Raw genomic sequence first — 23,554 nt, 5'->3', positions numbered from 1 at the left:
TAACTGCTTCATGGACTTATGTCGTGTGTCATCCAATGGATAAAAACAAGGCCCCTTTCGGGGCCTTATTTGTGTGGGCTGGGATCAGTGACCGCCCTTGGCTTTTGCCGGGATGGATTCGTCGAATTCCGGCAGCGGCTTGTGCTCGGATGCCAGGAAGGTGTAGATGACCGGCAGCACGAACAGGGTGAACAGGGTGCCGATGGCCAGACCCGCCACGATGACGATGCCGATGCTGAAGCGTTGTGCCGCCCCCGCACCCGAGGCATAGAGCAGCGGGATAAGGCCTGCGATCATCGCCGCCGTGGTCATCAGGATGGGGCGCAGACGGACCTTGGCTGCCTGCATCACGGCTTGCATCCGGTTCAGACCATGGAGCAGCTGCTCCTCCTTCGCCACCTCGCAGATCAGAATACCGTGCTTGGTAATCAGACCGACGAGGGTGATGAGACCGACCTGGGAGTAGATGTTCATGGTGGCCATGCCCCACGCCAGGGCGATCAGCGCGCCACTGATGGCCAGCGGCACCGACACCATGATGACCAGCGGGTCACGCACGGATTCGAACTGGATCGCCAGCACCAGGAAGATGATGGCCAGGGCCAGGGCGAAGGTGGCGTAGAGCGCATTCCCTTCGGTCACGAACTGGCGGGCTTCCCCCATGAAGTCGTAACGATAGCCTTGGGGCAGCTTCTCTTCCGCGGTCGCCTTGAACCAGTTGATCGCATCCCCCATGGCCACGCCCGGTGCCGGCACGGCGCCGATGGTGGCGGAGTTCAGCTGGTTGAAGTGGGGCAGGGCACGGGGCTCTCCCTTCACTTCAATCTTGATCAGGCTGCCCAGCGGGATCGACTTGCCGTCGGCGGCACGCACGTAGTACCCCTTGAGGGACTCGGGGTTGAGACGGAACTTGCGCTCCACCTGCGGGATCACCTCGTAGGAGCGGCCATCCAGGTCGATACGGTTGACGTAACCGTCCGCCATCATGGTGCCCATGGTGATGCCGATGTCCTGCATGGTGATGCCGTAGGCACCCGCCTTGTCCTTGTCGATGCTGATCTTCATGGTGGCCGAGTCGTAGTTCAGATCGAGATCCGAATAGACGAACTGGCCGTTGGCCTGGGTTGCCGCCAGCATCTCACCCGCGATCAGGAACAGGCTCTCGAAGCTGTTCGGGGTGGTGATGACGAACTGGATGGGCAGACCGCTCGACGCCCCCGGCAGTTCCGGGAACTGGAAGGTGGTGATGGCCATCCCGGGGATGTCCTTCACCAGACCGGCGACCCGGTCCAGCACCTCTTTCTGGCTCGCTTCACGCTGGCTCCAGGGCACCATGGAGGCGATACCGAACGCCTGATTGGAGTTGAACACCCCCGAGAAGACCTGGGAGTAAGCGATCTCCGGCTGGTCGTCCAGGACTTTGTTCACGTCCGCCATGGTGTTTTCGATGTAGTCCAGGTTGGCGTTGGAAGGCGCCGTCCCCAGCACCGCCATGACGCCTTTGTCCTCGGACGGGGCCAGCTCGCTCGGAATGAACTTGAACAGCAGCGGCAGGCTGGCGAACACGATGACGGCAAACAGGATGACCACGATGCGCTTTTGCATCACGGCATGGAGCATGGCGTCGTAGCGGGCCGTCATCCGGTCCAGCAGATCGTGTACGGTACGCTCGAACTTGCCGGGCTCCTCGTTGGCCCTGAGCATCTTGGCGCACATCATGGGCGACAGGGTCAGGGCGATGATGCCCGAGACGAACACGGCGCCCGCCAGGGTCAGCGCGAACTCCTTGAACAGGGAGCCGGTGATGCCCCCCATCAGGGCGATGGGCGCATACACCGCCGCCAGGGTGACCGTCATGGCGATGACGGGCACGGCGATCTCCCGGGTACCTATGATGGCGGCCCGGAACGGCTCTTCCCCTTCCTTGATGTGACGGTCGACGTTCTCCAGCACCACGATGGCGTCATCCACCACCAGACCGATGGCCAGCACCATCGCCAGCAGAGTCATGAGGTTTATGGAGAAGCCGAACATGTCCATCATCATCACCACGCCGATGAGGCTCAGGGGAATGGTGATGATGGGGATGATGACCGCCCGGAACGAACCGAGGAACAGGGTGATCACCACCAGTACGATGGCGGCCGCCTCCAGTATGGTCTTGATGACCTCGTGGATGGATTCGTTGATGGCGATGGTGGAGTCATACAGGACGTTCACCTGCATGGTGCTCGGCATGTTGCGCTTCAGGCTCGGCAGCAGCTCCAGCACATCGTGGGCGATGTTGATGGGGTTGGCTGTCGGGGCTGCGTTGATGGCCAGAACTACGGCCTCGCGGCCGTTGGCGCTGGCGCGATAGATGTCGTGGCTCTTCTCCAGGGAGACCTTGGCGATGTCGGAGAGACGGATCACCTTGCTGTCGCGGGTGGCGACCACCAGACGCTTGAGCTCTTCGATGTTGCCGACCTGGGTCTCGGCGTTGCCGTTGAACAGGGTGAAATAGCCGGTGGCCTGGCCGGTCGCGGACTGATAGTTGTTGCTGTTGAGCACCGTCATCACGTCGCTTGAGGTCAGGTCAAAGGCGGCCATCTTGGCCGGATCCAGCCACACCCGCAGGGCGAATTCGACACCGCCATACAGATCCACCTTGGAGACCCCGCCCACGGTAAACAGCTGGGGCTTGATGACCCGCTCCAGGTAGTCGGTGATCTGGCTGGAGTTGAGCTCCGGGCTGGTGAAGCCCATGTAGAGCACCGCCGTGGTGGAGCCGGTGGAGGAGGTGACTGAAGGGTCTTCCGCCTCTTTGGGCAACTGGGAACGCACCGAGTTGACCTTGGCCAGGATGTCGGACAGCGCGGCGTTCGGATCGGTGTTGAGCTTCATGTACGCCGTCACCGTGGAACTGCCCAATTGGCTCGAGGAGGTCATGAAGTCGATGTTGTCGGCCTGGGCGACCGCCTGCTCCAGGGGCTGGGTGATGAAGCCCTGGATCAGGTCCGCACTGGCGCCATAGTAGCTGGTGTTGACCGTGATGACGGTGTTGATCACCTCGGGGTATTCACGCACCTGCATCTTGAAGATGGCCTGGAAGCCCAGCAGGGCTATCAGGAAGCTGAGTGAGATCGCCAGCACAGGCCGTTTTATGAATATGTCAGTAAATCGCATCGCAGCTCTCCGCGCTTACAGCATCGGGGTTTGTGCCGGAACGGCAAGGGCATCGTTCTCGACCACGTGCACCTTGGTATCGTTGCTCAGGCGAACCTGACCCGACAGCACGATTTGATCGCCAGCCTTGATGCCGGACAGCACATGGACATCGTTGCCACGACGCTCACCTGCCTTGACCACCACCTGCTTGGCGCGTTTCACGCCGTCAGCCTCGTGAATGACGTAGACGTTCTCGCCATAGAGGGTGAAGGAGATGGCGGACTGCGGGATCACGATCTGGTCTTTCACCGTGGGCAGTATGATGCTGGCGCGGGCGAACATGCCGGAACGGAGCTGGCCGTCGTTGTTCGGAATGTCTGCCTGCACCTGGATCAGGCCGCTCTGATAGTTGACCGCGGGCTCGATGGCCGTGATCTGGCCGTCAAACTGGGTCTGGGGATAGGCATCCACGTTGATCTTGATGGTCTGTCCCAGGGTGATTTTGGAGATATCGGTCTGGGGCACGGTGAAGCGCAGGCGCATCACGCTGGTGTCTTCGAGGCGCACAATCTGGGTACCCGGTTCCAGATACTGGCCGAGGAAGACGTTGCGCAGGCCCACGGCACCGCTGAAGGGGGCTCGCACCTCACGACGGGCGATGGTGGCCTTCAGACTGTCGATGTCCGCCTCCAGGGAGCGGTAGCTTGCCTCGGCATCATCCAGCTGGTCCCGGGAGATGGAGTTCTTCTGATAGAGGTTCTTGTAGCGCTCGAACTTGGCCCTGGCTGCCGGCAGTCTGGCCTGGGAGGAGTTCAGATTGGCTTTTTCCACACTGGAGTCCAGGCTCAGCAGCAGTTGATCCGCTTTGACATGTGCCCCCGATTCGAACCGGATGCTGTCGATGGTGCCTGACAGCTCGCTGGAGAGGGTGACCCCCTGGTTCGGCTCGATGAAGCCGATGGCTTCAATGGTGGGGACCCAGTCCTGCGCCTTGGTGACCATGGCGGTGACCGGGAACTCGGGCTCGGGCCGATTGGCCATGAACTCTGCAATCTTCTTCTGCTTGAACATATTGAAGCCGATGACACTGCCAAACAGGGCGAGTGCTATCAGCAACATGATGGCCATCCACTTTTTCATGAACAGGCTCCTGTGATGGAAACATTAGGGTTTAAAATGGCATTCCAGCTGGCCCGGATGACCGTCTCCAGCTGTTCCTGCGTCAATTCGAAATCGTGAACCCGGCGCTGCTGTGCCAGGTTGGCCACGCAATCCAGACTCAATGCTTGCAACACCAGAATGGGGAGATCGATGAAGAGTCCCTGTTGGCGTCCTTGCTCAAAGAAGCGCTCAAGTGGCGCCCACGTCGCCATTATGACCGGATCCCGCTCCAATTCAGCCCCCAATGGAGAACTTTCGTACTGCAATTTGCACTTGAGTGCATTGGGGTAGCTGGTGAAGATGGCATCGATGTTGAGCCAGAGGCGCCGATACTGCTCATAGGACACCTCTTCTATCTGCACACCTTCCATGACCAGGGGATGAAACTTGAGGATAGTGTGCTGATAGAGCTGGCGGATCAGGTCATCCTTGTCGCTGAAATAGCGATATATGGTACCTGCCGCCACCTTGGCTTTCTTGGCGACCACGGCAATGGAAAGGCTGTAGAAGCCCTGCTCGCCGAGGATCTCGTGAGCTGCTTCGAAAATGCGTTCTTTCTTATCCATGGTTATCAGAGGTCAACGACTGAATGAACGTTCATTCATTCTAGGTGGGCGCAAAGGCAAGTCAAGCATTGCCCATCATCTTTGACCCTATGGGGTGAGGGATTCAAAAAGTAGTGGGGAATTGCTGGATCCAGCCTGAACAAAACAAAAATAGTTGAAAAGGGTCGGAAGTGATTGAAAAACAGGCACTTGATTCTTTGTGTCAAAAAAAGAGTAGACAAGGTCGGCATCATCATCAATAATGCGCCCCGTTCGACAGCGTAGCGCCCGTAGCTCAGCTGGATAGAGCGCTGCCCTCCGGAGGCAGAGGTCACAGGTTCGAATCCTGTCGGGCGCACCATCAAAAGTGCGCCGGTTAAACGGGCGTGTTGAAGAACGAAAGCAGCTGTGGTGGCTGTAGCTCAGTTGGTAGAGTCCCGGATTGTGATTCCGGTTGTCGTGGGTTCGAGCCCCATCAGCCACCCCATTTTACAGCTTGTCAGGTACGCGAAGGTGGCGGAATTGGTAGACGCGCTAGCTTCAGGTGTTAGTGCCCCCCGGGTGTGAGGGTTCGAGTCCCTCTCTTCGCACCATACTTGCTGTATGACGAGGATGACCAGATGGTCATCTTTGTGTTTTTGGAATACCCCCTCGGTGATTAGCGCAGCCCGGTAGCGCATCTGGTTTGGGACCAGAGGGTCAAAGGTTCGAATCCTTTATCACCGACCACATTTGAAAACCCCGCTCAGGCGGGGTTTTTGCTTTTTGGCGTTTCTGTTCCGCTTTTTCCTGTCACGTCTTTTTACACTTCTTCAGGCGCCCGTTCGCCACGAGTTCGCTATGCTGGGGCCCGGAGCCGCGAGACAGGGGACGCTCGGGCACGGACCAGATACGAGGCCTATGCATCACCATATCACTTCTCTTCAACTCTCCGTGCTGGCCATGGCCGCACTGCTGCTGGGTGGTTGCGCCCTGCAGCCGAAACCGGATGATCTTCTGATGGGCGCCGCCCCCAAGCCAAAGGCCAAACTCGAGGCCACCTTGGTGACCAGTGGTGGCTTCTGCGTGACCCTGAGCGAGCAGGGCCGTCTGCTGACTCAGCCCTGCGATCAGCAACCGAACCAGTCATTCAGCTGGGATGTCGGCGCCCTGCAACTGGCCGGGGATTGCCTGGTCGCCAGAGGGGAAGATGGTCTGGGGATGGAGGTGTGCCGGGAGGAGAGCCATCAATGGCTGTGGCAGGGGGATCGTCTGTTCAATCGGCAGATGTCGCTGTGCCTGGATGTGGCGGGTCGCCGTCATAAGCCGGCCGTCCCCCTGCGCCTCGCCGAATGCTATGGCGGCGCCAACCAGAGCTTTGAGTGGACGCCATCCGGCACGCTGTTGAACCGTCTGATGCACCCGGCACTGGCGTGGTGACAAGAGGGCGAGAAACAAAAAGGGTGGTCACATGGGCCACCCTTTTTCTATCCGCGATGGGGATGCCTTATCAGCGGGTCTGGGAGGCGAACAGTTTCTCCAGATAGACGGCAACGCCATCTTCATCGGAAGTGAGGGTCTGTTCATGCTCTGGCAGGGCCTGTTTGAGGCGATCGTGGGCGTTGCCCATGACCACGCCGCGGCCCACCATGCTCAGCATCTCGAAGTCGTTCATGCCATCGCCAAAGGCCACTGCCTGGGACATCTCCAGGCCGTGCTGCTCCAGCACGGCGCGCACGGCATTGCCCTTGTGCACGCCGGCGTGCATCACCTCGAGGCAGTCAGGCAGGGAGAAGGTGACGTTGAGTCGATCACCATATTGCTGGTTGAGGTGCGCCTCTATCTTCAGCAGCTTGTCGTGGTCGCCGATGTAGAACACCTTGTTGACCCTGTCCTTCGGGTGGTTGGCCAGATCCGCCATGCGGTAGCTGAAGCCGGAGTCGTGATGGAACTGCAGCAACCAGGGCAGCTCCTCTTCCACCAGCCACTCGTCGCCGTAGTAGACGTTGATGTGGATGGACGGGTCGCGTTCCATGGCGATCAGCTCGGCCGCCACCGTGCTCGGTAGCGCCTGGTTGTAGACCAGTTGATCCTGCTTGTCGTGTACCACGGCGCCGTTGGAGGTAATGAGGTAGATATCCAGCCCCAGTGCATCGCGGATGCTGCGCACATCCACATGGTGACGGCCGGTGGCGACCACGAACTTGACGCCCTGGTCGACCAGGCGGTGCAGGGTATCCCGGGTGCGGGAGGAGATCTGGTGCTGCCCGTTGAGCAGGGTACCATCGAGATCGGACACAACTACCTTGAACATCATTACCTCGACTTCAATTGAACGCCGGGGGAGTGTACCCCAGCGTCTGCCGTCACCCCATTTATTTAGGGATCCAAAAAATAACCAGCCCCTTCTGGTCGCGTCAGTAGCGCGCGAAGAAGGCCAGGGTTGCATTGAGCGCGGCGTGGCGCTGGGGATCCGCCTCGATGAAGAGCTCGTGCCAGGCCCCTTCGATACGCAGCGGCTTGCTCCCTTCACATTGGGCCTTGGCGCAGAAGGCCTCCTGGGCGCCGTTGTCCACCACGCTGTCCTCGCCGGCCTGCAGCAGCAGCAGCGGCGTCTTGATGGCGCCGGCGTCGGCCACGGCCGCGTCCGATCCTGTGATGGCCTGATGGATCCAGTGGGCGGTGGCGCCCCCCAGCCTGACCTGGGGATGCTGTTCGTAGATCTGGCGGAAGGCCTGATAACGCGCCGTGCTGTGGGTCAGCTCGTTGTCGGCAAAGCCGTGATCCTCATAGGGTCCCTGACCCGGGCCGTAGGGGGGCTCGCCCACCCAGCCGCCGACCGTGCCGATGGTAGCCGCCAACCCCTTGGCTAGCCACTTGGGCAGGCCGCCGAGGTTGATGCCCATCATGGGGGAGGAGAGCACCGCCGCCTGGATGTCGTTCGGCCAGCGTTCCAGATAGCGGGCCGAGATGGCCCCCCCCATGGAGTGGGCCAGCAGGAACAGCTTGGCAGGCTTGTCCGGTACAATCACTTCGTCATGAAACTGTTTGAGATCGGCGACATAGTCGTCGAACTGGTCGACATACCCCTTCTCTTTGTCGGCTAGCATGCGGTCTGACATTCCCTGGCCGCGATGATCGATGAGGTAGAGGCTGTAACCCTGGCGCCAGAGATCCCAGGCCAGCTCCTGATACTTGAGGTAGCTCTCGACCCGGCCGTTGACGATGAGGATGGCGCGATCGATCTTGGGTTGGCGCAGGGCGGCATAGCGGAGGGTGACCCCGTCCTTGCCCTTGAACTCCCCCGGGGCGGCATGGTCGCGCCAGAAGTCGGGCAGGGTCTGCTGATAGAGGGCGGGGACGTCGGCTTCAGTGGTCAGCTGGTAAGGATTGCTCACGGCAAGGGCTCCGGCAGAAAACAGGGTCAGGGCCAGCAGGGGCAGGTGGTTAAGCTTCATCAGTGTACTCTTCCGAAGGATCATCCGATTGCTGGGCGGCCCAGCCCTTGCGGGTCAGCTGCATCTGCTGCCACCAGCGTTCGTCCGCCAGGATCTCGCCGGCCGGACCGAGCTGGGGGTAGGGCATCTCTTTCTCCTTGCAGAGCTGGGCATAGACGGGATAGCCCCCCTCGAACAAGATGGTGTTCTGCTCTTCCAGGCTGAGTGGGCAGCCGCGCTGATAACAGCCGGCCAGTTCGCGCTGGCGCTGGGCCTCGTAGAGGATGGCGGCGGCGGCCACCGAGACGTTGAGGGACTGCACCATGCCCACCATGGGGATGACGATATGGTGATCGGCCAGGGCCAGCGCCTCTTCGCCGATGCCGTGCTTCTCCTGGCCCACCAGGATGGCGGTGGGTTTGGTGTAGTCGATGGCACGAAAGTCCACGGAGCTATCGGAGAGGTGGGTCGCCAGGATCTGCATGCCGGAGGCTTTGAGTTCGGTCACGGCACTGCCGATGTCCGGGTGCAGCTTCACGTCCACCCAGTTCTGGCTGCCGCGGGCGGTGCCCTTGCGCTTGTGGATCCAGCTCTTGGGCCAGACCGCGTGCACCCGGTGGATGCCGATGGCATCGGCGGTGCGCACGATGGCGGCCAGGTTGTGAGGTTTATGAACCTCTTCCATGCAGACGGTCAGGTCGAGCTGGCGCTGGGCCAGCATGTCGGAAATGCGTTTGAAGCGTTCAGGAGTCATGTCGGTTTCTATGTCGTGAGGCCGGTGCATGCAACAAGGCTGGTGGCCTGCGGCATGGGGCCCTGGGTATCTCTTGAAAAGCAGCAGGCGGCTTGCGCCGCCTGTGTTCAGTTTTTCTGTCGGCTCACCCTGAGCACGTTGGGCATGACCCGGATCTTGCGCATGATGTTGGCGAGGTGGATCCGGCTCTTGGTGGTGATGAGCAGGGTGACCACATAGACCCGGCCATCTTTCTCCTCGGTGCTGATGGCGTGGATGTTGGCGCCGGTGGCGGCAATCACGTTGGCCAGCTCCGCCAGGGCGCCCTGGTGGTTGACGATCTCGATGCTGATGCCGGTGCGGAATTCCTGCTCCTGCTCCTTGTCCACCTCCCACTGCACCGGCAGGTATTTGTCCGGTTCGCGGCTGTAGCCCTTGATGTTGCGGCAGGACTCTTGGTGGATCACCAGTCCTTTGCCCGGGCTGATGTGGGCGATGATGGCGTCCCCCGGGATGGGGCGGCAGCAGTTGGCGAAGGTGACCAGCATGCCGTCGGCCCCCTTGATCGGCATCTTTTTGCTGGTGGATTTGGGTTGCTCTTCCGGCGGCAGCTCATCCCCGAGCATGCGGCGTGCCACCATGACGCTCATGGCGTTGCCAAGGCCCACGTCGGCCAGCAGCCCCTGCAGGTTCTCGTGTTTGGTGTCGGCCAGCACCTGCTTGACGCGGGCTTCCGGGATGTCTTCGATGTTCTTGGCGCCGAGGGCATGGTTGAGCAGGCGGCGGCCCAGCACCACGGACTCTTCGGTGCGCAGATTCTTGAGGAACTGACGTATCTTGGAGCGCGCCTTGGTGGTCACCACGAAGTTGAGCCAGGCCGCATTCGGGCGGGCGCCGGGGGCCGTGATGATCTCCACAGTCTGACCGGAGTGCAGCGGGCTGCTCAGCGGATAGGGGTGGCGGTCGACCCGGGAACCGACGCAGGCGTGACCGATGTCGGTGTGCACCGTGTAGGCGAAGTCCACCGGGGTGGCGCCGGCGGGCAGCTCCATGATGCGGCCCTCCGGTGTGAAGACGTAGATCTCGTCGGGGAAGAGGTCGGTCTTGACTCCCTCGATGAACTCGAAGGAGCTGCCGGCGCTCTGTTGCAGCTCCAGCAGGCTCTGCATCCAGCGTTGGGCGCGGATCTGGGCCGTGGTACCCGAGCTGTCCCCATCCTGCTTGTAGGCCCAGTGGGCGGCGACGCCCTTGTCGGCCATCTGGTCCATGAACTCGGTGCGGATCTGCACCTCCACCGGTACCCCGTGGGGGCCCACTAGGGAGGTGTGCAGGGACTGGTAGCCGTTGGTCTTGGGGATGGCGATGTAATCCTTGAAGCGACCGGGGCGCGGCTTGTAGAGGCTGTGCATCTGCCCAAGCACCCGGTAGCAGGTGTCTATGTCTTTCACTCTCACTCTGAAAGCATAGATATCCATCACTTCGTGGAATTGCAGTTCTTTCTTCTCCATCTTGTTGTAGATGGAGAACAGGTTCTTCTCGCGTCCGCTCACCTGGGCATCGATGCCGGCTTCCCGCAGACGCCCCTCAATCTCGCTCTGGATGGAGTCGATGATCTCACGCCGGTTGCCACGGGCGCGGCGTACCGATTCCCGCAGTACCCGGGAGCGCATGGGGTAGAGCGCCTCGAAGCCGAGCTCTTCCAGCTCGTTCTTCATGGTGTGAATACCGAGGCGGTTGGCGATGGGGGCGAAAATCTCGAGGGTTTCCCGTGCGATGCGGCGGCGCTTGTCCGGCCGCAAAGATCCCAAGGTGCGCATGTTGTGGGTGCGGTCGGCCAGCTTGATCAGGATGACACGGATGTCCTGGGTCATGGCCATCATCATCTTGCGGAAGTTCTCGACCTGGGCTTCCTTGCGATCGCGGAACTTCAGCTTGTCGAGCTTGGAGACACCGGAGACCAGCTCGGCGACGGCGTTGCCAAACTGCTCGGCAAGATCGTCCTTGGTGACAGGGGTATCTTCGATGACGTCGTGCAGCACGGCAGCCATCAGGGTCTCGTGATCGAGGCGCATGTCGCCCAGGATGCGGGCCACGGCAACGGGATGAGTGATGTAGGGTTCACCACTGGAACGCATCTGTCCCTGGTGAGCATCACGGGCTACCACATAGGCTTGCCTGAGCTTCTCAACCTGCTCGGGTGGCAGGTAGGAACTGGCTATTTCTTTAAGATTTTCAAATAAATACAAGACAGTCCCCGCAGCGGTTAAACGGCAATCCGTGAAATTGAGGGTATGCCCTCGAGTTTGCGAGGTTTTCGAGCGGTTGTAAATGGGGAGAACAGCCGGCACCCGGGCGGGTGCCGACTATGGGAGGCGACTGACTTAGCCGCGACCTTCTGCGATGGCAGCAACGGCAGCCAGCTCGGCGGCTTCCTGCTCTTGCTGCTCGTAGCGGTCCTGAGTATCCATCACCTGGTTGTTGACCAGACCCAGTTCGATCTCGCGCAGGGCGATCACGGTCGGCTTGTCGTTCTCTTCGTCGACCAGGGGATCCTTGCCTTGTACCGCGATTTGACGGGCGCGGCGCGCGGCGACCAGCACCAGGTCAAAACGGTTCCTGATTACCCATGATTAGCAGTCAGTTACCACGAACTATACTGATCTTACGTACAGTTATCGAGGTGCGAGATCATGGCCAAAAGCAAAATCCAATTCCAGAAAGGCTACAGCCTGTTTGAGTTTCTCAAGGACTATGGCACTGAGGCTCAGTGCGAAAACGCGCTGTTCACTTGGCGTTTTCCTAACGGCTTTGTCTGCCCTGAATGTGCCAACAAGACCTGTTGTCGCCTGAGAAGGCGGCCACGTGTGTGGCAATGCAATCACTGCCGTCACCAGATGTCATTGACTGGAAACACGATTTTCGCAAACACCAAGCTCCCACTGACCAAGTGGTTTCTGGCAATGCACCTGTTGTCACAAACCAAAACAGGCTTGTCAGCGATGGAGCTAAAGCGCCAGTTGGGCGTCAAATATGACACCGCCTGGATGCTCAAGCACAAGCTGCTGCAAGCCATGAAAGAGTCCGATGACAAGCAGCCCATCAGCGGCATCATTCAGCTCGATGATGTCTACTGGGGTGGCGAGCGCCGTGGTGGTAAACGGGGTCGGGGCGCGGCAGGCAAGACGCCGTTTGTGGCAGCAGTGGCCCTGAACAAGGAAGGACATCCAATCAAGATGCGGATGACGGTGGTCGATGGTTTCAAAACCAAGTCCGTTGCTGATTGGGCAAAACGGCATATTGCCAGTGGTAGCGCGGTGATATCCGATGGATTGGCCTGTTTCAAAGCGGTCAAGGAGGCCAATTGTGAGCACCTGGGTGTTGTCACCGGGGGCAACCTGGACTGGCTGGATCATCCGGCATTCAACTGGGTAAACACGATGATAGGAAATGTGAAAAACTCGCTGCGGGGCAGTTGCCATACGCTCGGAGCGAAGCATTTACCAAGGCATCTTGCGGAATACTGCTTCCGGTTTAATCATCGTTTTGACCTCAAGAGCATGTTGGTTGAATTGGGGCATGCAGTCGTGGCAAGCCCTCCGATGCCATATCGGCTCTTGAAGCTGGCTGAGGGTCATGGGTAATCAGGAAACGGTTACCTACCTGTTTTACAGCATCTTCTACAGTAACGCGGGCCATGCGGGACTCCAGTGTTTGGGCTTTCTGTGATTGAAAAAGCGGTGTTTAAAAATGACGCAAAAGTTTACTTGTTTTTGGCTTACTCTGCCAGTAGCTGTTTCAGCAAGTTTTGCTGGGCCTGCTGTTGCTGACGCATTTCCAGGCGCTGGCACTCGATGACGGCCCTGAGCTGGAACAGTGCCAGCTCAAAGTCTTCATTGATGATGACATAGTCATACTCGTCATAGTGCACCATTTCGGCAATGGCTTTCTCCATCCGGCCCTTGATCACCTCGGCGCTGTCCTGGCCGCGGCCGATCAGGCGGCGCTCCAGCTCCTCGCGGCTGGGAGGCAGGATGAAGATGGACTTGGTCGGCATCTGTTCGCGGATCTGGCGGGCGCCCTGCCAGTCGATGTCGAGGAAGACGTCGATGCCCTGCGCCAGGCAGGCCTCGATGGCGGCGCGGGAAGTGCCGTAGTAGTTGCCGAAGACTTCTGCCCACTCCAGAAAGTCACCGCGCTCGATCAGCGCCTTGAACTCTTCCACCTTGACAAAGTGGTAGTGCACCCCGTGCTCTTCACCGGGACGGGTGGCGCGGGTGGTATGGGAGACCGACAGCTGCATCTTGCCGGCGGCGTTGTGCTGGGTCAGCAAGGCATTGAGCAGGCTGGACTTACCGGCCCCGCTCGGGGAAGAGATGATATAGAGAGTGCCTTGTTGCGCCATGTCTGTACCTTTAAGCGATGATCCGCGCTTTGGTTGTAGCAGAGGCCGCCGTCTTGTGCCCGATAAGGGAGACGGTTGCTCGCAATGCGCGGAGGAATCAGAGTCAGGAGGATGTAAAGGCGGCGAATCTTAGCAGATGGGGGCGGATAAAAAAACGGCCGGAATCATATTCCAGCCGATCAAAATATCCGTAGCTTGCTGTGCGGGCGTTACCCGCATAGAGGGCCATTCTGCCCACGGAGCCGGGGCCGGGCCATCAGATTATCCCTGCGCCAGGGCTCGGAATTTCCGAGTTGCCCTGGGTTGGTAGAAGATGCTTGTCGGTACAGAGGCTGTCGAAGGCGGCGATGACCCGCTCGCGGCTTATCTTGGCCATGGCGTCCGGATCCTTGAGGCGGGTGCGCCAGCCGAGCTCGGCCAGCGGCTTGCCGGTCTCCTGCTCAATCAGCTCCTGATAGACGCTGACCAGATAATCCCGGCACAGATAGGGGCCGGTACGGGCGGGGTTGTGGTGGGCGTAGAGGCCGATCACGGGTGTCCCCACCAGGGTGGCCATGTGGGCAGGGCCGGTATCCGGGGCCAGCACCAGGCTCGCCTCGCCAATCAGCGCCAGCAATTGCTTGAGGCTGGTCTGCCCCACCAAATCTTCCGGCTTGCTCTGGCTGAGGCGCTGGATCTCGGCGGCGAGATCCCGCTCCAGCCTGGCCGGTCCGCCGCACAGATAGACCTGAAAGCCCTTGTCTGTTGCGTGATCCGCCAGCGCGGCGTAGCCGGCGGCAGTCCAATTCTTGAATGCCTTGCTGGCAGCGGCGCAGATGAGCAGGGTCGGCTTGCCGCCAATTTTCTCCTTCGCCCAGGTCTGGTGCTCGGCGCTGATGGGCAGTTGCCAGTCCGGGGTCAGATCCTTTATCCCGAGCTCTTTGGCGAAGGCGAGAAAGCCGTCCAGCACGTGGGGGGAGGCGGGTGAGGGGACCCGATGGTTGGTGAACAACCACTGACCGTCGCTGGCGCGCTCCCGATCAAACCCGAGTTTGACCTTGGCCTTGATGCCGAGGGTGGCGATGCTGGCGCGCATGGCGGCCTGCAGGTGGAGCAGGGCATCAAACCTGCGCCCCTTGAGGGTCTGCCAGAGATCGCGATAGCCGCGCCACCCCTTGCTCTTGTCGAAGGGAATGACCTCGACCCCCGGCAGATCGGCGAACAGGGTCGCCTCAATCTTGCCGGTGATCCAGGTGATGCGGGTCTGGGGCCACTCCCGCTGGATGACGCGTACCAGCGCCAGCGCGTGGCAGCAATCTCCGATGGCGGAGAGCCGCAGGATGCAGATGGAGGAGGGCGGCGTTTGGAACAGCGGCATGATGTGGCGCAACGATGGCAAAATGGATGGATGGCATTATGCAAACTCCCCTGTGGATTGTAAAATTGCGCCGGTTGCCCGACCGGCACGGCTTTCTGAATGGATGCCCTGCACCCACTATCGACCGGAATTCTCATCATGCTGACACACACCACCCACAACCAGGTCTGCTGGTATGCCGACGGAGTCTTCCGCGATCCTTCCCCTGCCTTGTTCGATCCTGTCTGGTGGCAGACCCATCGCCAGGTGGTGGGTTCTTCCATCGGCCGCGGGGTGACCTGGTTCGTGAAGGATGAATCCCGCCACTTGGTGCTGCGTCACTACTACCGTGGCGGCATGGTGGGCAAGCTGGTGCGTGACCGGTTCTGGTTTGAGGGGGTGGAGAGCAGCCGAGCCATGGCTGAATATCGTCTGCTGGCGACTCTGAGTGAACAGGGGCTGCCGGTGCCGCGCCCCTTTGCGGCCCGCATGGTCAAGCAGGGGCCCTTCTATCGGGCCGACATCCTGATTGAGCGCATTCGCGGCGCCAAGGATCTGGTGGCCCTGCTCAAGCAGGGGCCGATCGCCGGTGAGGTGTGGCACAAGATAGGCAAAACGGTGCGCCAGTTGCACGATGCAGGGGTCTATCATGCGGATCTCAACAGCCACAACCTGCTGCTCGACAAGGAGGGCAAGGTGTGGGTGATCGACTTCGACAAAGGAGCCATCCGCTCCCCCGGCAACTGGCAGCAGGCCAACCTGGAGCGGTTGCTGCGCTCCTTTAACAAGGAGTCGCAACTGCACACCAGCTTCCACTTCGTGCCGGAGAACTGGCAAGCGCTGATGGCAGGCTATCAGGGCAAGGTGGCGTGACGTCGGGCTTCACTTCGTAGCAAGCCCTGATGGCGGACCACCAGAGGCGAGAGGTGCGAGGCCAGCGATGCTGGCGCGGTTGCTCGGCGCCAGCACCAATGTTACTTATTGAGTGTGATTGCTTGGACAGATATTCAGATCCGGTTTCGAGGCGCGTGATGGAAAGGTATGAGACTCCCGGGGTTGAGGTCACCACTCCCCTTGAGGTGACGCTGATGGCACAGGCCATGGCGATGTTGGAGGCCGGGATCTGGACCTGGTCGGCCGGGCAGGGTCTGAGGCGGGACCCTTCCTGTCTGCAACTGCTGGGTCTGGAGGGGGGCGAGCTGGGAGATCTCGGCTGGCTGGATCGGGTACATCCGGATGATGCTCCCCGTCTGGCAGAGGCCCTGGAGGCCTGTCAGCATGGGCGCAGCAACGGGCTTCGACTCGAGTACCGCATCCTGCACCATCAGGGCCATTACATCCGGCTGGAGGAGCGGGTCCGTCGCGACGAAGGGGGTCAACTGCTGGGGGTGGTTCGCCATCTGGATGCCGCCATGGCGTCCCTGGAGGATCGCCATGACACGGATCCCCTCACCGGCCTCGAGAGCCGCAGCCACTTCGAGCTGTTGCTGGATGAACGGCTGGCCAGCGAGAGCGGCAGTTTCTGTCTGCTGCAGTTCAGCGTGGATCACCGCAGCAAGATCCTGCAGTTGTTCGGGGAGGCGGCCTGCGACGCCATGCTGGCCAAGCTGGCCCGCATCGTGCGCCGCGAGCTGCGCCGGGAAGATCCCTTCGCCCGTTGGGACGAAGACGGCTTCATCCTGATGCTCTCCCAGACCGATCGGTTGAGCGGCCTGGAGATTGCCGAGCGGCTGCGTCTCGAGATCGCCGACGCCAGCCTGCTGCCCCAGCGCCCGGTGACCGTGAGCATCGGCCTGGTGCAGAGCCAGAGTGCCGAGCAGCTCGATCACCTGCTGGCCCGGTTGGCCTCCTGCCACGGTCAGGCGAAGCGGGAACACAACGCCGTGGTCGGCTGATGGCCAGTCACTGTCCGCGAACCCATTGACGCCGATGGACCCATCAGCGTCAATGGTTTTCAGTCAGCGCTCACTGACCTGCTGACGCTGGCAGACCCAGAGAGAAGCCAGCATCAGCAGGGCGCCCAGACCGAGCCTGAGCAGGTCGGTATCCTTTCCCCAGAGCACCAGATTGACCAGCAGACCCGCGGGGATCAAGGCGTTGTTCATGATGGCCAGCACGCCGCTGCTGACCAGGGTCGCCCCCTTGTTCCACAGGAAGTAGCCGAGCCCGGATGCCCCGACCCCCAGCCAGAAGAGGATGCCCCATTGCAGGGAGCTGGCGGGATATTGAGGTTTGCCCAGCAGCCACCAGGCGGGCAGGGCGATCACCAGGGCGCCCAGATAGAAGCAGCCGAACACCGCCAGCTGGGGCGGCTGCTCAGCCTCCCGGGCCAGCAGCACCTTGTAGCCTACCTGGCCCAGGGCGAAGCAGACGTTGGCGCCCTGCACCACCAGGAATCCCAGTACATAGTTTTCGGTCAGGCCGTCGAAACGGATGACGGCCGCCCCCAGCACCGCCAGCAGGGCCCCCCACAGATAGACAGGCTTGAAGCGCCCTTCCAGCAGGTCGTGGATCAGGGTGACATAGATGGGGGTGAAGATGGTGAACACCAGCACTTCCGGTACTGTCAATAGCAGGAAGGAGTGGTAGTAGAAGAGATACATGATGCCGAGCTGGATGGCACCGAGGGCCATCAGCTTGGCCACCAGATCGGGGCGCAGCCAGCGACGGCGCAGGAAGGGCAGAAACACCAGGCTGGCGAGCACGATGCGGGTCAGTACCGAGAAGTAGGCATCCACCTGACCGGCGAGGTAGACCCCGATCAGGCTGAAGGAGAAGGACCAGAGCAGGGTAACCCCTATCAAGTAGTTCATGTGATTGAATTGTCGTCAGTTGTCAATTTGGAGGGCGCTATGATGGCCGAGTTGGAAGGCGCGATCCAGCGTTTATGGGAAGGGTTGTCACAGATCGGAGCATTTGCCTTCGAGGCGAGCAACGGGGTCGGATCCGCCACCGACTGGTGCGGTCGCGGGGAGGGTGCCGTGGTGGTGACCGATCACCATGGGGGGTGGCTGTATGCCGAGACGGGTCGCTACACCACGCCCCATGGCCGGGAGCTGACCATGCACAACCGCTTCTGGTGGCAGCGCACCGCACGGGGGATCATGCTCTCCCACCTGCGCTACGAGCAGCCGGTGATGCTGTTCGAGCTGTTGCCCCGGGGGGACGGGCACTGGGTCACGGCCGAGCCTCACCTGTGCGGGCAGGATCACTACAGCGCCGAGCTGACCGAAACCGGCGAGGGTTTCCTGCTCGCCTGGCAGATAACGGGGCCGCGCAAGAACGAGTGGTTGAGTTATCGCTACGGAGCAGAGGCGCAGAGATAAAAAAACCGGCGCAGGGCGCCGGTAGAGGGGACAAATCGGAGGTTTTGTTAAAACGGTCCCAAAAACAGGAGAGATACACTCTCGTCACACACGCAGAGAGGGTCTTCAGGCATTCAGTGCATAGTTCAGCATGGCTTGCAGCTTGCTGTCGAAGAACCAGGGCAGCAGCAGCATCAGCAGACCCAGCACCCCGGCCAGCCGGTGGCGATACTGCCAGCCGGCTATCAGTACCAGACCGCCGCAGAGGGTGGTCAGGATGCCTGACATAGGGCAGCCTCCCGCTGTTGGCGGCGCTGCTGTGCCCACTGGTTGAGGGCGACTGAACCCAGGATCAGGGCCAGCGCCACGCCCGTGGTGGACTGGATCTGCTCGCCGAGGAACAGGGCTCCCAGCATGACGCCGAACAGCGGCACCAGGTAGTTGCTGAAGGAGGCGAAGGTCGGGCCCGCCTTCTGGATCAGCGCCATGTAGAGGAAGTAGACCAGGCCAGTACAGAAGATCCCCAGCATGGCGACGGCGCCCATGGCCTGCTGGCTCGGCAGGGTGAGGCTACTCAGGTCGGCAACGAAGGGCGCGGCCAGCAGCAGCTGGATGGCCGAGGAGATCAGGATGTTGCGGGCCACGACCACAGGATGGTCCTTGGCGAAGCGCTTGATCATCAGCAGGCCGATGGCGAAGCAGCTGGCACCGAACAGGATGGCCATGGCACCGAGCAGGCCGGCATTCATGCCGCTGGTCAGCTTGGGCCAGAACAGTACCAGCACGCCGATGAAGCCGATGATCACGGAGACGAGGCCGCCCTTGGTGATTCTTTCACCAGAAATAAACAAGGGAGCCGCCAGAATGGTCACAAAGGGGATACAACCCATGACCACGGCCGCGATGGCGCTGTCCACATACTGTTGTCCCCAGGCCACCATGATGAAGGGGATGGTGGCGTCGAGCAGGGCGATCAGCATATAGGTTCGCCAGGGCGTGTGTTCACTCTTGAGGCGCATGAACAGGCAGAGCAGACCCAGGGTCAGGCTGCCACACAGGGCGCGTCCGGCGGCCACCATGATGGGGGGCAGTTCAGCCACGGCCTGGTGCATGAAAATGAACTGGGAGCCCCACAACAGGCCGATCGCCAGCAACAACAGATAGCTACGCATTTGAATCTCCGATGTAATTCGCCTGCGCATTCTATGCAATCTGCTACTATGCCAAAAATGAATTGTCGTCATTCAACTATGGCCAATATCGATGGAACTGCCCCTCTCCCGCCTCGACCTCAACCTGCTCACCGTGTTCGACATGCTGATGCAGGAGCGCAACGTCACCCGTGCCGCCGAACGGCTGCACCTCTCCCAGTCCACCGTCAGCCATGCGCTGGGGCGCTTGCGCCAGGCGCTGGATGACCCGCTGTTCGTGATGAGTCGGCGCGAGATGATGCCGACCGAACGGGCCAAGGCGTTGGCGAGCCCGGTGCGCCAGGCGCTGGCCATGCTGGAGCAGGGGCTGCGTCAGGCCAAGGGATTCGACCCGGCAAGTGCGCGGCGGATCTTTCGCATCGCCACCCCGGGCTCGGTGGAGCACGGCCTGGTGCCGGTGCTGGTGGAGTGGATGGTGCAGCAGGCTCCCCACTGCCGACTGGAAGTGTGCGAGCTGGCGGACAGCGACTACGAGCGGGAGCTGGAGAAGGGGGAACTGGATTTGGTGATCGGGTTTGCCGGTGCCAACCACCTCTCGCCCCGGTTGTGGCGCGAGGAGTGGTTCAGCAATCCGCTGGTCTGTTTGTCTCCCCTCGGCAGCGCTCTGTCCGACATGCTGGGGCCGGGAGAACTGGTCAGCCGGCCCCACATCCACACCTCCAGCTGGGGCCACAGCCAGGCCATGGTGGATCTCTGGCTGGCCCGTTTCGGGGTGGAGCGGGAGCTGGGGGTCAGGCTGCCGAGCTTTATGGCGGTACCGCCGCTGATGGCGACCGGCCGTTACCTGGTGGTGGTGCCCGAGATGATCGGGCGCCACTTCTGTCGCCACTATCCGTTGCGCCTGCACCAGCTGGAACCCGCCATCCCCATCGTCTACCTGATGGCGGGCCACCCGCTCAGTGCCCATGACGAGGCGATCGGCTGGTTCAAGGGGTTGTTGCACCGGCTGGCGAGGGAGCGCTACGGCGCGGATGCGCTCGGCCATCCCACGCCGCAGGGGGCAGATCACGCCAATCCGGAGAAGTAGTCCAGCCCCATCGCCCCCTTCACCTCGGCCAGCACCTCGTCGGTGAGGGCCCGGGCCTGCTCGGTGCCCTGCTGCAACAGGCGCAGCAGCTGACGTTTGTCGGCGATGGCCGCCTCGCGCCGCTCCCGCATCGGGGCAAGCAGGGCCTGCAGGCAGTCGTTGAGTACCTGTTTGCAGCGCATGTCCCCCAGACCGCCGCGCTGGTAGTGGGCCTTCATCTCGGCCACCAGGGCCTTGTCAGGGTGGAAGGCATCCAGATAGGCGAACACCGTATTGCCCTCCACCTGACCCGGATCGCTCACCTTGAGGTGATTGGGGTCGGTATACATGGCGAACACCGCCTGCTTGATCTCGTCGCTCGACATGCCGAGTTCGATGGTGTTGCCAAGGGACTTGGACATCTTGGCCTTGCCGTCGATGCCGGGCAGGCGGCCGGTGTCGCTCAGGATGGGCTGGCACTCGGTCAGCACCTCTTTGCCAACCAGGGTGTTGAAGCGGCGCACTATCTCGTTGGTCTGCTCCAGCATGGGCAGCTGATCCTCGCCCACCGGCACGTGAGTGGCACGAAAGGCGGTGATGTCGGCGGCCTGGCTGACCGGATAGACGAGGAAGCCGGCGGGCAGGCTGCGCTCGAACCCTTTTTGCTGGATCTCGGCCTTCACCGTGGGGTTGCGCTCCAGCCGGGCGACGCTGACCAGGTTGAGGTAGTAGGTCGTGAGTTCGGCGAGGGCGGGCAGGGCGCTCTGCAGGCAGAAGGTGGTCTTGGCCGGGTCGAGGCCGGCGGCCAGGTAGTCGGCCATCACCTCCAGCACGTGGTCGGTCACCTTGGCCGGGTTGTGGCCGTTGTCGGTCAGCGCCTGCAGATCGGCGATCATGACGAACTGGCGGTAATGGTGCTGGGCGGCCACGCGCTGGCGCAGGGAGCCGACGTAGTGGCCGATGTGCAGTTTGCCGGTGGGGCGGTCGCCGGTCAGGATCACGGGGTTGTGCATGTCACTCTCTCCAGTGGGGTGAGCCGGGAGGCGACAAAGGGATGAAAACAATGACCGCCTCTCGGCGGTCACGGTGTTTTCTTTGGGAAATTTTACATAGAAAAGCAGTGCCGCCTGTTTAGAAGCAGCACCACCAGTAGTTGTGATTGAATGAGGTCATATTCATGGCAAATCACACTACGCCTGTTCGATCACTTCTGCAAGGGCACGACCAGCATGTCGCAGGGCACGGTATTCATCAGCTGGCGTGCGCTCGAGGTGAGCAGGCTCCAGAAGCTCTGGCGATGGCCGCACACCAGCAGGTCGATCTGGTAGTCCTTGACCGCCTGGTTGACCCGCTCGCTCAGATCGCCGCAGATCACCAATTTCTTCTCGATGGGGTAGTCCACCGAGGCGAGGAAGGCTTCCAGCTTCTCCTTCGCTTCGGCGATCACCTGGTCCTGCACGTTGTCGATGTCGATGTCGATCATCTCGGTGTAGAGATCCTTGAGGTCCACATCCACATGGATCACCGACAGCTTGGCGCCGTTGGAGCGGGCCCGGTCGACCGCCTTCTCGATCACCTTGCGGTTGTCTTCCGACAGGTCGATCGCGGCCAGTACGTGTTTGTAATAGGTTCCATTCATGGGAGTTCTCCTCACTGATCCTGGGTCCACTATACCAATGTCTGCTGAAACTAAAACGGCATCGTCGCCACAGTTTCAGGATTTGCCTGACCCCGAACCGGAAGGCGTAGAGGTGCAGGTGGCCGGGGAGTGCATATTTTGAACAGGAGTTTGACGCCGGTCACAGGCGTGCTATTGCCCCCGAGAAGGTGGGGAAATAGGATGTGCCCGTGCTTCGCAATGAACACAAAACAACAAAAAGCATCTGAATACCGCTTTGGGGAGCCTCGCGCTCCCTTTTGTTTTTCTGCCCTCTTCCAGTCCATATCCCGTCCGACATCAAGGTAATCGTGCCCCCCTTGGTTATGCTGTAGCCAGTTCCCTTGGCAAAACGACCAGGGCTCCTCACCTGCAACCGGGTGACGCTGTCATGGCCGTTTCTCATGTCCCACCGATGCACCGGAGAGTCCTTCATGATCATTCATCCCCAGATCCAGGGTTGTGTTGCCCGCAATTGCCACCCCATGGGTTGTCGCGCCGCCGTGCTGCAACAGATCGAACAGGTGCGGGCGGCGGGGCCGTTCAACGGGCCGAAACGGGTGCTGGTGCTGGGGGCATCGTCCGGTTTCGGGCTGGCGTCCCGGATCGCGCTCACCTTCGGCGCCGGGGCCGATACCCTGGGCGTCTCGTTCGAGCGGGGTCCCTCCGACAAGGGGCTCGGCAGTGCTGGCTGGTACAACAACATCTGGTTTCGTCAGGCGGCGGAGCAAGCCGGTCGCATCGCCGTCAACCTGATCGGAGATGCCTTCTCCGACACCATGCGCCAGCAGGCCATCGACGTCATCCGCCAGCGACTCGGGCAGGTGGATCTGGTGGTCTATTCGCTGGCGAGCGGAGTCAGGGTGATGCCGGATGGCACACAGGTACGCTCGGTGCTCAAGACCACAGGCCAGCCGCTGCAAGGCTGGGGGCTGGATCTGGAGCACGATGCGCTGGTGCAGCAGTCGCTGGTGCCAGCCACCCCGGAGGAGATCCGCGACACCGTCACCGTGATGGGGGGCGAGGACTGGCAGCGCTGGATGCAGGCATTGCAGCAGGCGGATTGCCTGGCCCCCGGCGCCCGGACCGTTGCCTACTCCTATATCGGCCCCGAGTCCACCTATCCCCTCTATCGGGACGGCACCATCGGCTATGCCAAGGAGCACCTGCACGCCACCGCCGAGACCATCAACCTGCAACTTGCCGGGATTGGCGGTCATGCCTGGGTGTCGGTCTGCAAGGCGCTGGTGACCAAGGCGAGCGTGTTTATTCCGGTGCTGCCTGTCTATCTGGGCCTGTTGATGGGGGTGATGAAGGAGCGTGGTGTCCACGAGGGCTGCATCGAGCAGATGCAGCGGCTGTTTGCCGACAAGATGTACGGGCCCAGAGGGGTCGTCGCCGATGGCAACCGGCTGATCCGGATGGATGACCACGAGCTTGAGCCAGCGGTGCAGGCCGCCGTCTCGGCACTCTGGCCCAAGGTGACGCCGGAGAACTTCCGCACCCTGGGGGATTTTGCCGGGTTGCGCCAGGAGTTCATGCAGCTCAACGGCTTCGAGCTGCCGGGGGTGGATTACGGTGCGCCGGTGAACGTGGCGTCACTCACTGAGCTGACGCCCTGACACCCGCACGAGG

General features: G+C 61.3%; 22 protein-coding genes and 4 tRNA genes. 11 read left to right on the top strand and 15 right to left on the bottom strand.

Annotated elements, in window-relative coordinates; all coding sequences use genetic code 11:
- Positions 1-84: 84 nt before the first annotated feature.
- The 3 genes from C2U37_RS07260 to C2U37_RS07250 are packed head-to-tail and all read right to left on the bottom strand — an operon-like array spanning position 85 to position 4,874.
- Positions 85-3,165 (bottom strand): multidrug efflux RND transporter permease subunit, encoded by a 3,081-nt coding sequence (locus C2U37_RS07260; RefSeq protein WP_103858747.1) that lies wholly within the window; start codon positions 3,163-3,165, stop codon positions 85-87.
- A gap of 15 nt (positions 3,166-3,180) precedes the next feature.
- Positions 3,181-4,287: an efflux RND transporter periplasmic adaptor subunit gene (locus C2U37_RS07255; RefSeq protein ID WP_039040661.1), complete on the bottom strand. Its 1,107-nt coding sequence runs from the start codon at positions 4,285-4,287 to the stop codon at positions 3,181-3,183.
- Positions 4,284-4,874, bottom strand: a complete 591-nt coding sequence (locus C2U37_RS07250; protein WP_104452065.1) for a TetR/AcrR family transcriptional regulator — start codon at positions 4,872-4,874, stop codon at positions 4,284-4,286. Before C2U37_RS07250 ends, C2U37_RS07255 begins: the two co-directional genes overlap by 4 nt.
- Positions 4,875-5,137: 263 nt before the next feature.
- Here C2U37_RS07250 and C2U37_RS07245 point away from each other — a divergent pair.
- The 5 genes from C2U37_RS07245 (at position 5,138) to C2U37_RS07225 (ending at position 6,272) form a co-directional block, all read left to right on the top strand.
- Positions 5,138-5,214, top strand: a tRNA-Arg gene (locus tag C2U37_RS07245).
- 50 nt (positions 5,215-5,264) lie between these two features.
- A tRNA-His gene (locus tag C2U37_RS07240) sits at positions 5,265-5,340 on the top strand.
- Positions 5,341-5,360: 20 nt separating this feature from the next.
- Positions 5,361-5,446 (top strand) — tRNA-Leu (locus C2U37_RS07235).
- Between the two features lie 59 nt (positions 5,447-5,505).
- Positions 5,506-5,582, top strand: a tRNA-Pro gene (locus tag C2U37_RS07230).
- A 171-nt stretch (positions 5,583-5,753) separates the two neighbouring features.
- Positions 5,754-6,272 (top strand): ricin-type beta-trefoil lectin domain protein, encoded by a 519-nt coding sequence (locus tag C2U37_RS07225; protein WP_103858748.1) that lies wholly within the window; start codon positions 5,754-5,756, stop codon positions 6,270-6,272.
- 70 nt (positions 6,273-6,342) lie between these two features.
- On the opposite strand, the gene C2U37_RS07220 is transcribed toward C2U37_RS07225, so the two are convergent.
- The 5 genes from C2U37_RS07220 to rpoZ all read right to left on the bottom strand — a co-directional run bounded on the left by C2U37_RS07220 (position 6,343) and on the right by rpoZ (position 11,623).
- On the bottom strand, positions 6,343-7,146 hold the full coding sequence (locus tag C2U37_RS07220; RefSeq protein WP_103858757.1) for a Cof-type HAD-IIB family hydrolase: 804 nt from the start codon (positions 7,144-7,146) through the stop codon (positions 6,343-6,345).
- A 103-nt stretch (positions 7,147-7,249) separates the two neighbouring features.
- Positions 7,250-8,290, bottom strand: coding sequence for an alpha/beta fold hydrolase (locus C2U37_RS07215; protein WP_103858749.1), 1,041 nt, complete (start codon positions 8,288-8,290; stop codon positions 7,250-7,252).
- The gene (gene trmH / locus C2U37_RS07210; protein ID WP_162540507.1) at positions 8,280-9,023 is read right to left on the bottom strand and encodes a tRNA (guanosine(18)-2'-O)-methyltransferase TrmH; all 744 of its coding nucleotides are present in this window, start codon (positions 9,021-9,023) and stop codon (positions 8,280-8,282) included. The genes C2U37_RS07215 and trmH overlap by 11 nt, the downstream gene beginning before the upstream one ends.
- A 107-nt stretch (positions 9,024-9,130) precedes the next feature.
- Positions 9,131-11,248 (bottom strand): bifunctional GTP diphosphokinase/guanosine-3',5'-bis pyrophosphate 3'-pyrophosphohydrolase, encoded by a 2,118-nt coding sequence (gene spoT / locus C2U37_RS07205; protein WP_039040667.1) that lies wholly within the window; start codon positions 11,246-11,248, stop codon positions 9,131-9,133.
- 135 nt (positions 11,249-11,383) lie between these two features.
- Positions 11,384-11,623: a DNA-directed RNA polymerase subunit omega gene (gene rpoZ / locus C2U37_RS07200; RefSeq protein WP_104452064.1), complete on the bottom strand. Its 240-nt coding sequence runs from the start codon at positions 11,621-11,623 to the stop codon at positions 11,384-11,386.
- 69 nt (positions 11,624-11,692) lie between these two features.
- On the opposite strand from rpoZ, the gene C2U37_RS07195 reads away from it, so the two are divergent.
- Positions 11,693-12,643, top strand: a complete 951-nt coding sequence (locus tag C2U37_RS07195; RefSeq protein ID WP_005342491.1) for an IS1595-like element ISKpn3 family transposase — start codon at positions 11,693-11,695, stop codon at positions 12,641-12,643.
- 134 nt (positions 12,644-12,777) lie between these two features.
- On the opposite strand, the gene gmk is transcribed toward C2U37_RS07195, so the two are convergent.
- Positions 12,778-13,404, bottom strand: a complete 627-nt coding sequence (gmk, locus tag C2U37_RS07190; RefSeq protein ID WP_039040668.1) for a guanylate kinase — start codon at positions 13,402-13,404, stop codon at positions 12,778-12,780.
- Positions 13,405-13,660: 256 nt separating this feature from the next.
- Positions 13,661-14,761, bottom strand: a complete 1,101-nt coding sequence (locus C2U37_RS07180; protein WP_103858758.1) for a glycosyltransferase family 9 protein — start codon at positions 14,759-14,761, stop codon at positions 13,661-13,663.
- A 138-nt stretch (positions 14,762-14,899) separates the two neighbouring features.
- Between C2U37_RS07180 and C2U37_RS07175 the strand changes: the two genes are divergently transcribed.
- Entirely contained in the window at positions 14,900-15,613 is a 714-nt protein-coding gene (locus C2U37_RS07175) for a 3-deoxy-D-manno-octulosonic acid kinase (protein WP_010672321.1), read from the top strand.
- A gap of 158 nt (positions 15,614-15,771) precedes the next feature.
- Entirely contained in the window at positions 15,772-16,635 is an 864-nt protein-coding gene (locus tag C2U37_RS07170) for a GGDEF domain-containing protein (protein WP_181023105.1), read from the top strand.
- A 63-nt stretch (positions 16,636-16,698) separates the two neighbouring features.
- On the opposite strand, the gene C2U37_RS07165 is transcribed toward C2U37_RS07170, so the two are convergent.
- The gene (locus tag C2U37_RS07165; RefSeq protein WP_053287971.1) at positions 16,699-17,553 is read right to left on the bottom strand and encodes a carboxylate/amino acid/amine transporter; all 855 of its coding nucleotides are present in this window, start codon (positions 17,551-17,553) and stop codon (positions 16,699-16,701) included.
- 42 nt (positions 17,554-17,595) lie between these two features.
- Between C2U37_RS07165 and C2U37_RS07160 the strand changes: the two genes are divergently transcribed.
- A complete protein-coding gene (locus tag C2U37_RS07160) occupies positions 17,596-18,066 on the top strand; it encodes a DUF6314 family protein (RefSeq protein ID WP_103858759.1) in 471 nt (156 codons plus the stop codon).
- Between the two features lie 105 nt (positions 18,067-18,171).
- On the opposite strand, the gene C2U37_RS07155 is transcribed toward C2U37_RS07160, so the two are convergent.
- Entirely contained in the window at positions 18,172-18,333 is a 162-nt protein-coding gene (locus C2U37_RS07155) for a hypothetical protein (RefSeq protein ID WP_103858752.1), read from the bottom strand.
- Positions 18,318-19,217 (bottom strand): DMT family transporter, encoded by a 900-nt coding sequence (locus C2U37_RS07150; RefSeq protein WP_041212088.1) that lies wholly within the window; start codon positions 19,215-19,217, stop codon positions 18,318-18,320. The genes C2U37_RS07155 and C2U37_RS07150 overlap by 16 nt, the downstream gene beginning before the upstream one ends.
- Positions 19,218-19,308: 91 nt before the next feature.
- Between C2U37_RS07150 and C2U37_RS07145 the strand changes: the two genes are divergently transcribed.
- The gene (locus tag C2U37_RS07145) at positions 19,309-20,283 is read left to right on the top strand and encodes a LysR family transcriptional regulator (RefSeq protein WP_104452063.1); all 975 of its coding nucleotides are present in this window, start codon (positions 19,309-19,311) and stop codon (positions 20,281-20,283) included.
- Here C2U37_RS07145 and trpS read toward each other — a convergent pair.
- Positions 20,262-21,275: a tryptophan--tRNA ligase gene (gene trpS, locus C2U37_RS07140; RefSeq protein WP_103858753.1), complete on the bottom strand. Its 1,014-nt coding sequence runs from the start codon at positions 21,273-21,275 to the stop codon at positions 20,262-20,264. The genes C2U37_RS07145 and trpS overlap by 22 nt on opposite strands.
- A gap of 191 nt (positions 21,276-21,466) precedes the next feature.
- Positions 21,467-21,901, bottom strand: a complete 435-nt coding sequence (locus C2U37_RS07135; protein ID WP_010672329.1) for a universal stress protein — start codon at positions 21,899-21,901, stop codon at positions 21,467-21,469.
- 452 nt (positions 21,902-22,353) lie between these two features.
- Between C2U37_RS07135 and fabV the strand changes: the two genes are divergently transcribed.
- The gene (gene fabV, locus C2U37_RS07125; protein WP_039040675.1) at positions 22,354-23,541 is read left to right on the top strand and encodes an enoyl-ACP reductase FabV; all 1,188 of its coding nucleotides are present in this window, start codon (positions 22,354-22,356) and stop codon (positions 23,539-23,541) included.
- Positions 23,542-23,554 lie beyond the last annotated feature (13 nt).

The sequence above is a fragment of the Aeromonas sp. ASNIH1 genome (genome assembly GCF_002934285.1).
Classification (GTDB): Bacteria; Pseudomonadota; Gammaproteobacteria; order Enterobacterales; family Aeromonadaceae; genus Aeromonas; species Aeromonas caviae.
This window is presented reverse-complemented; position numbering and strand designations above follow the sequence as displayed.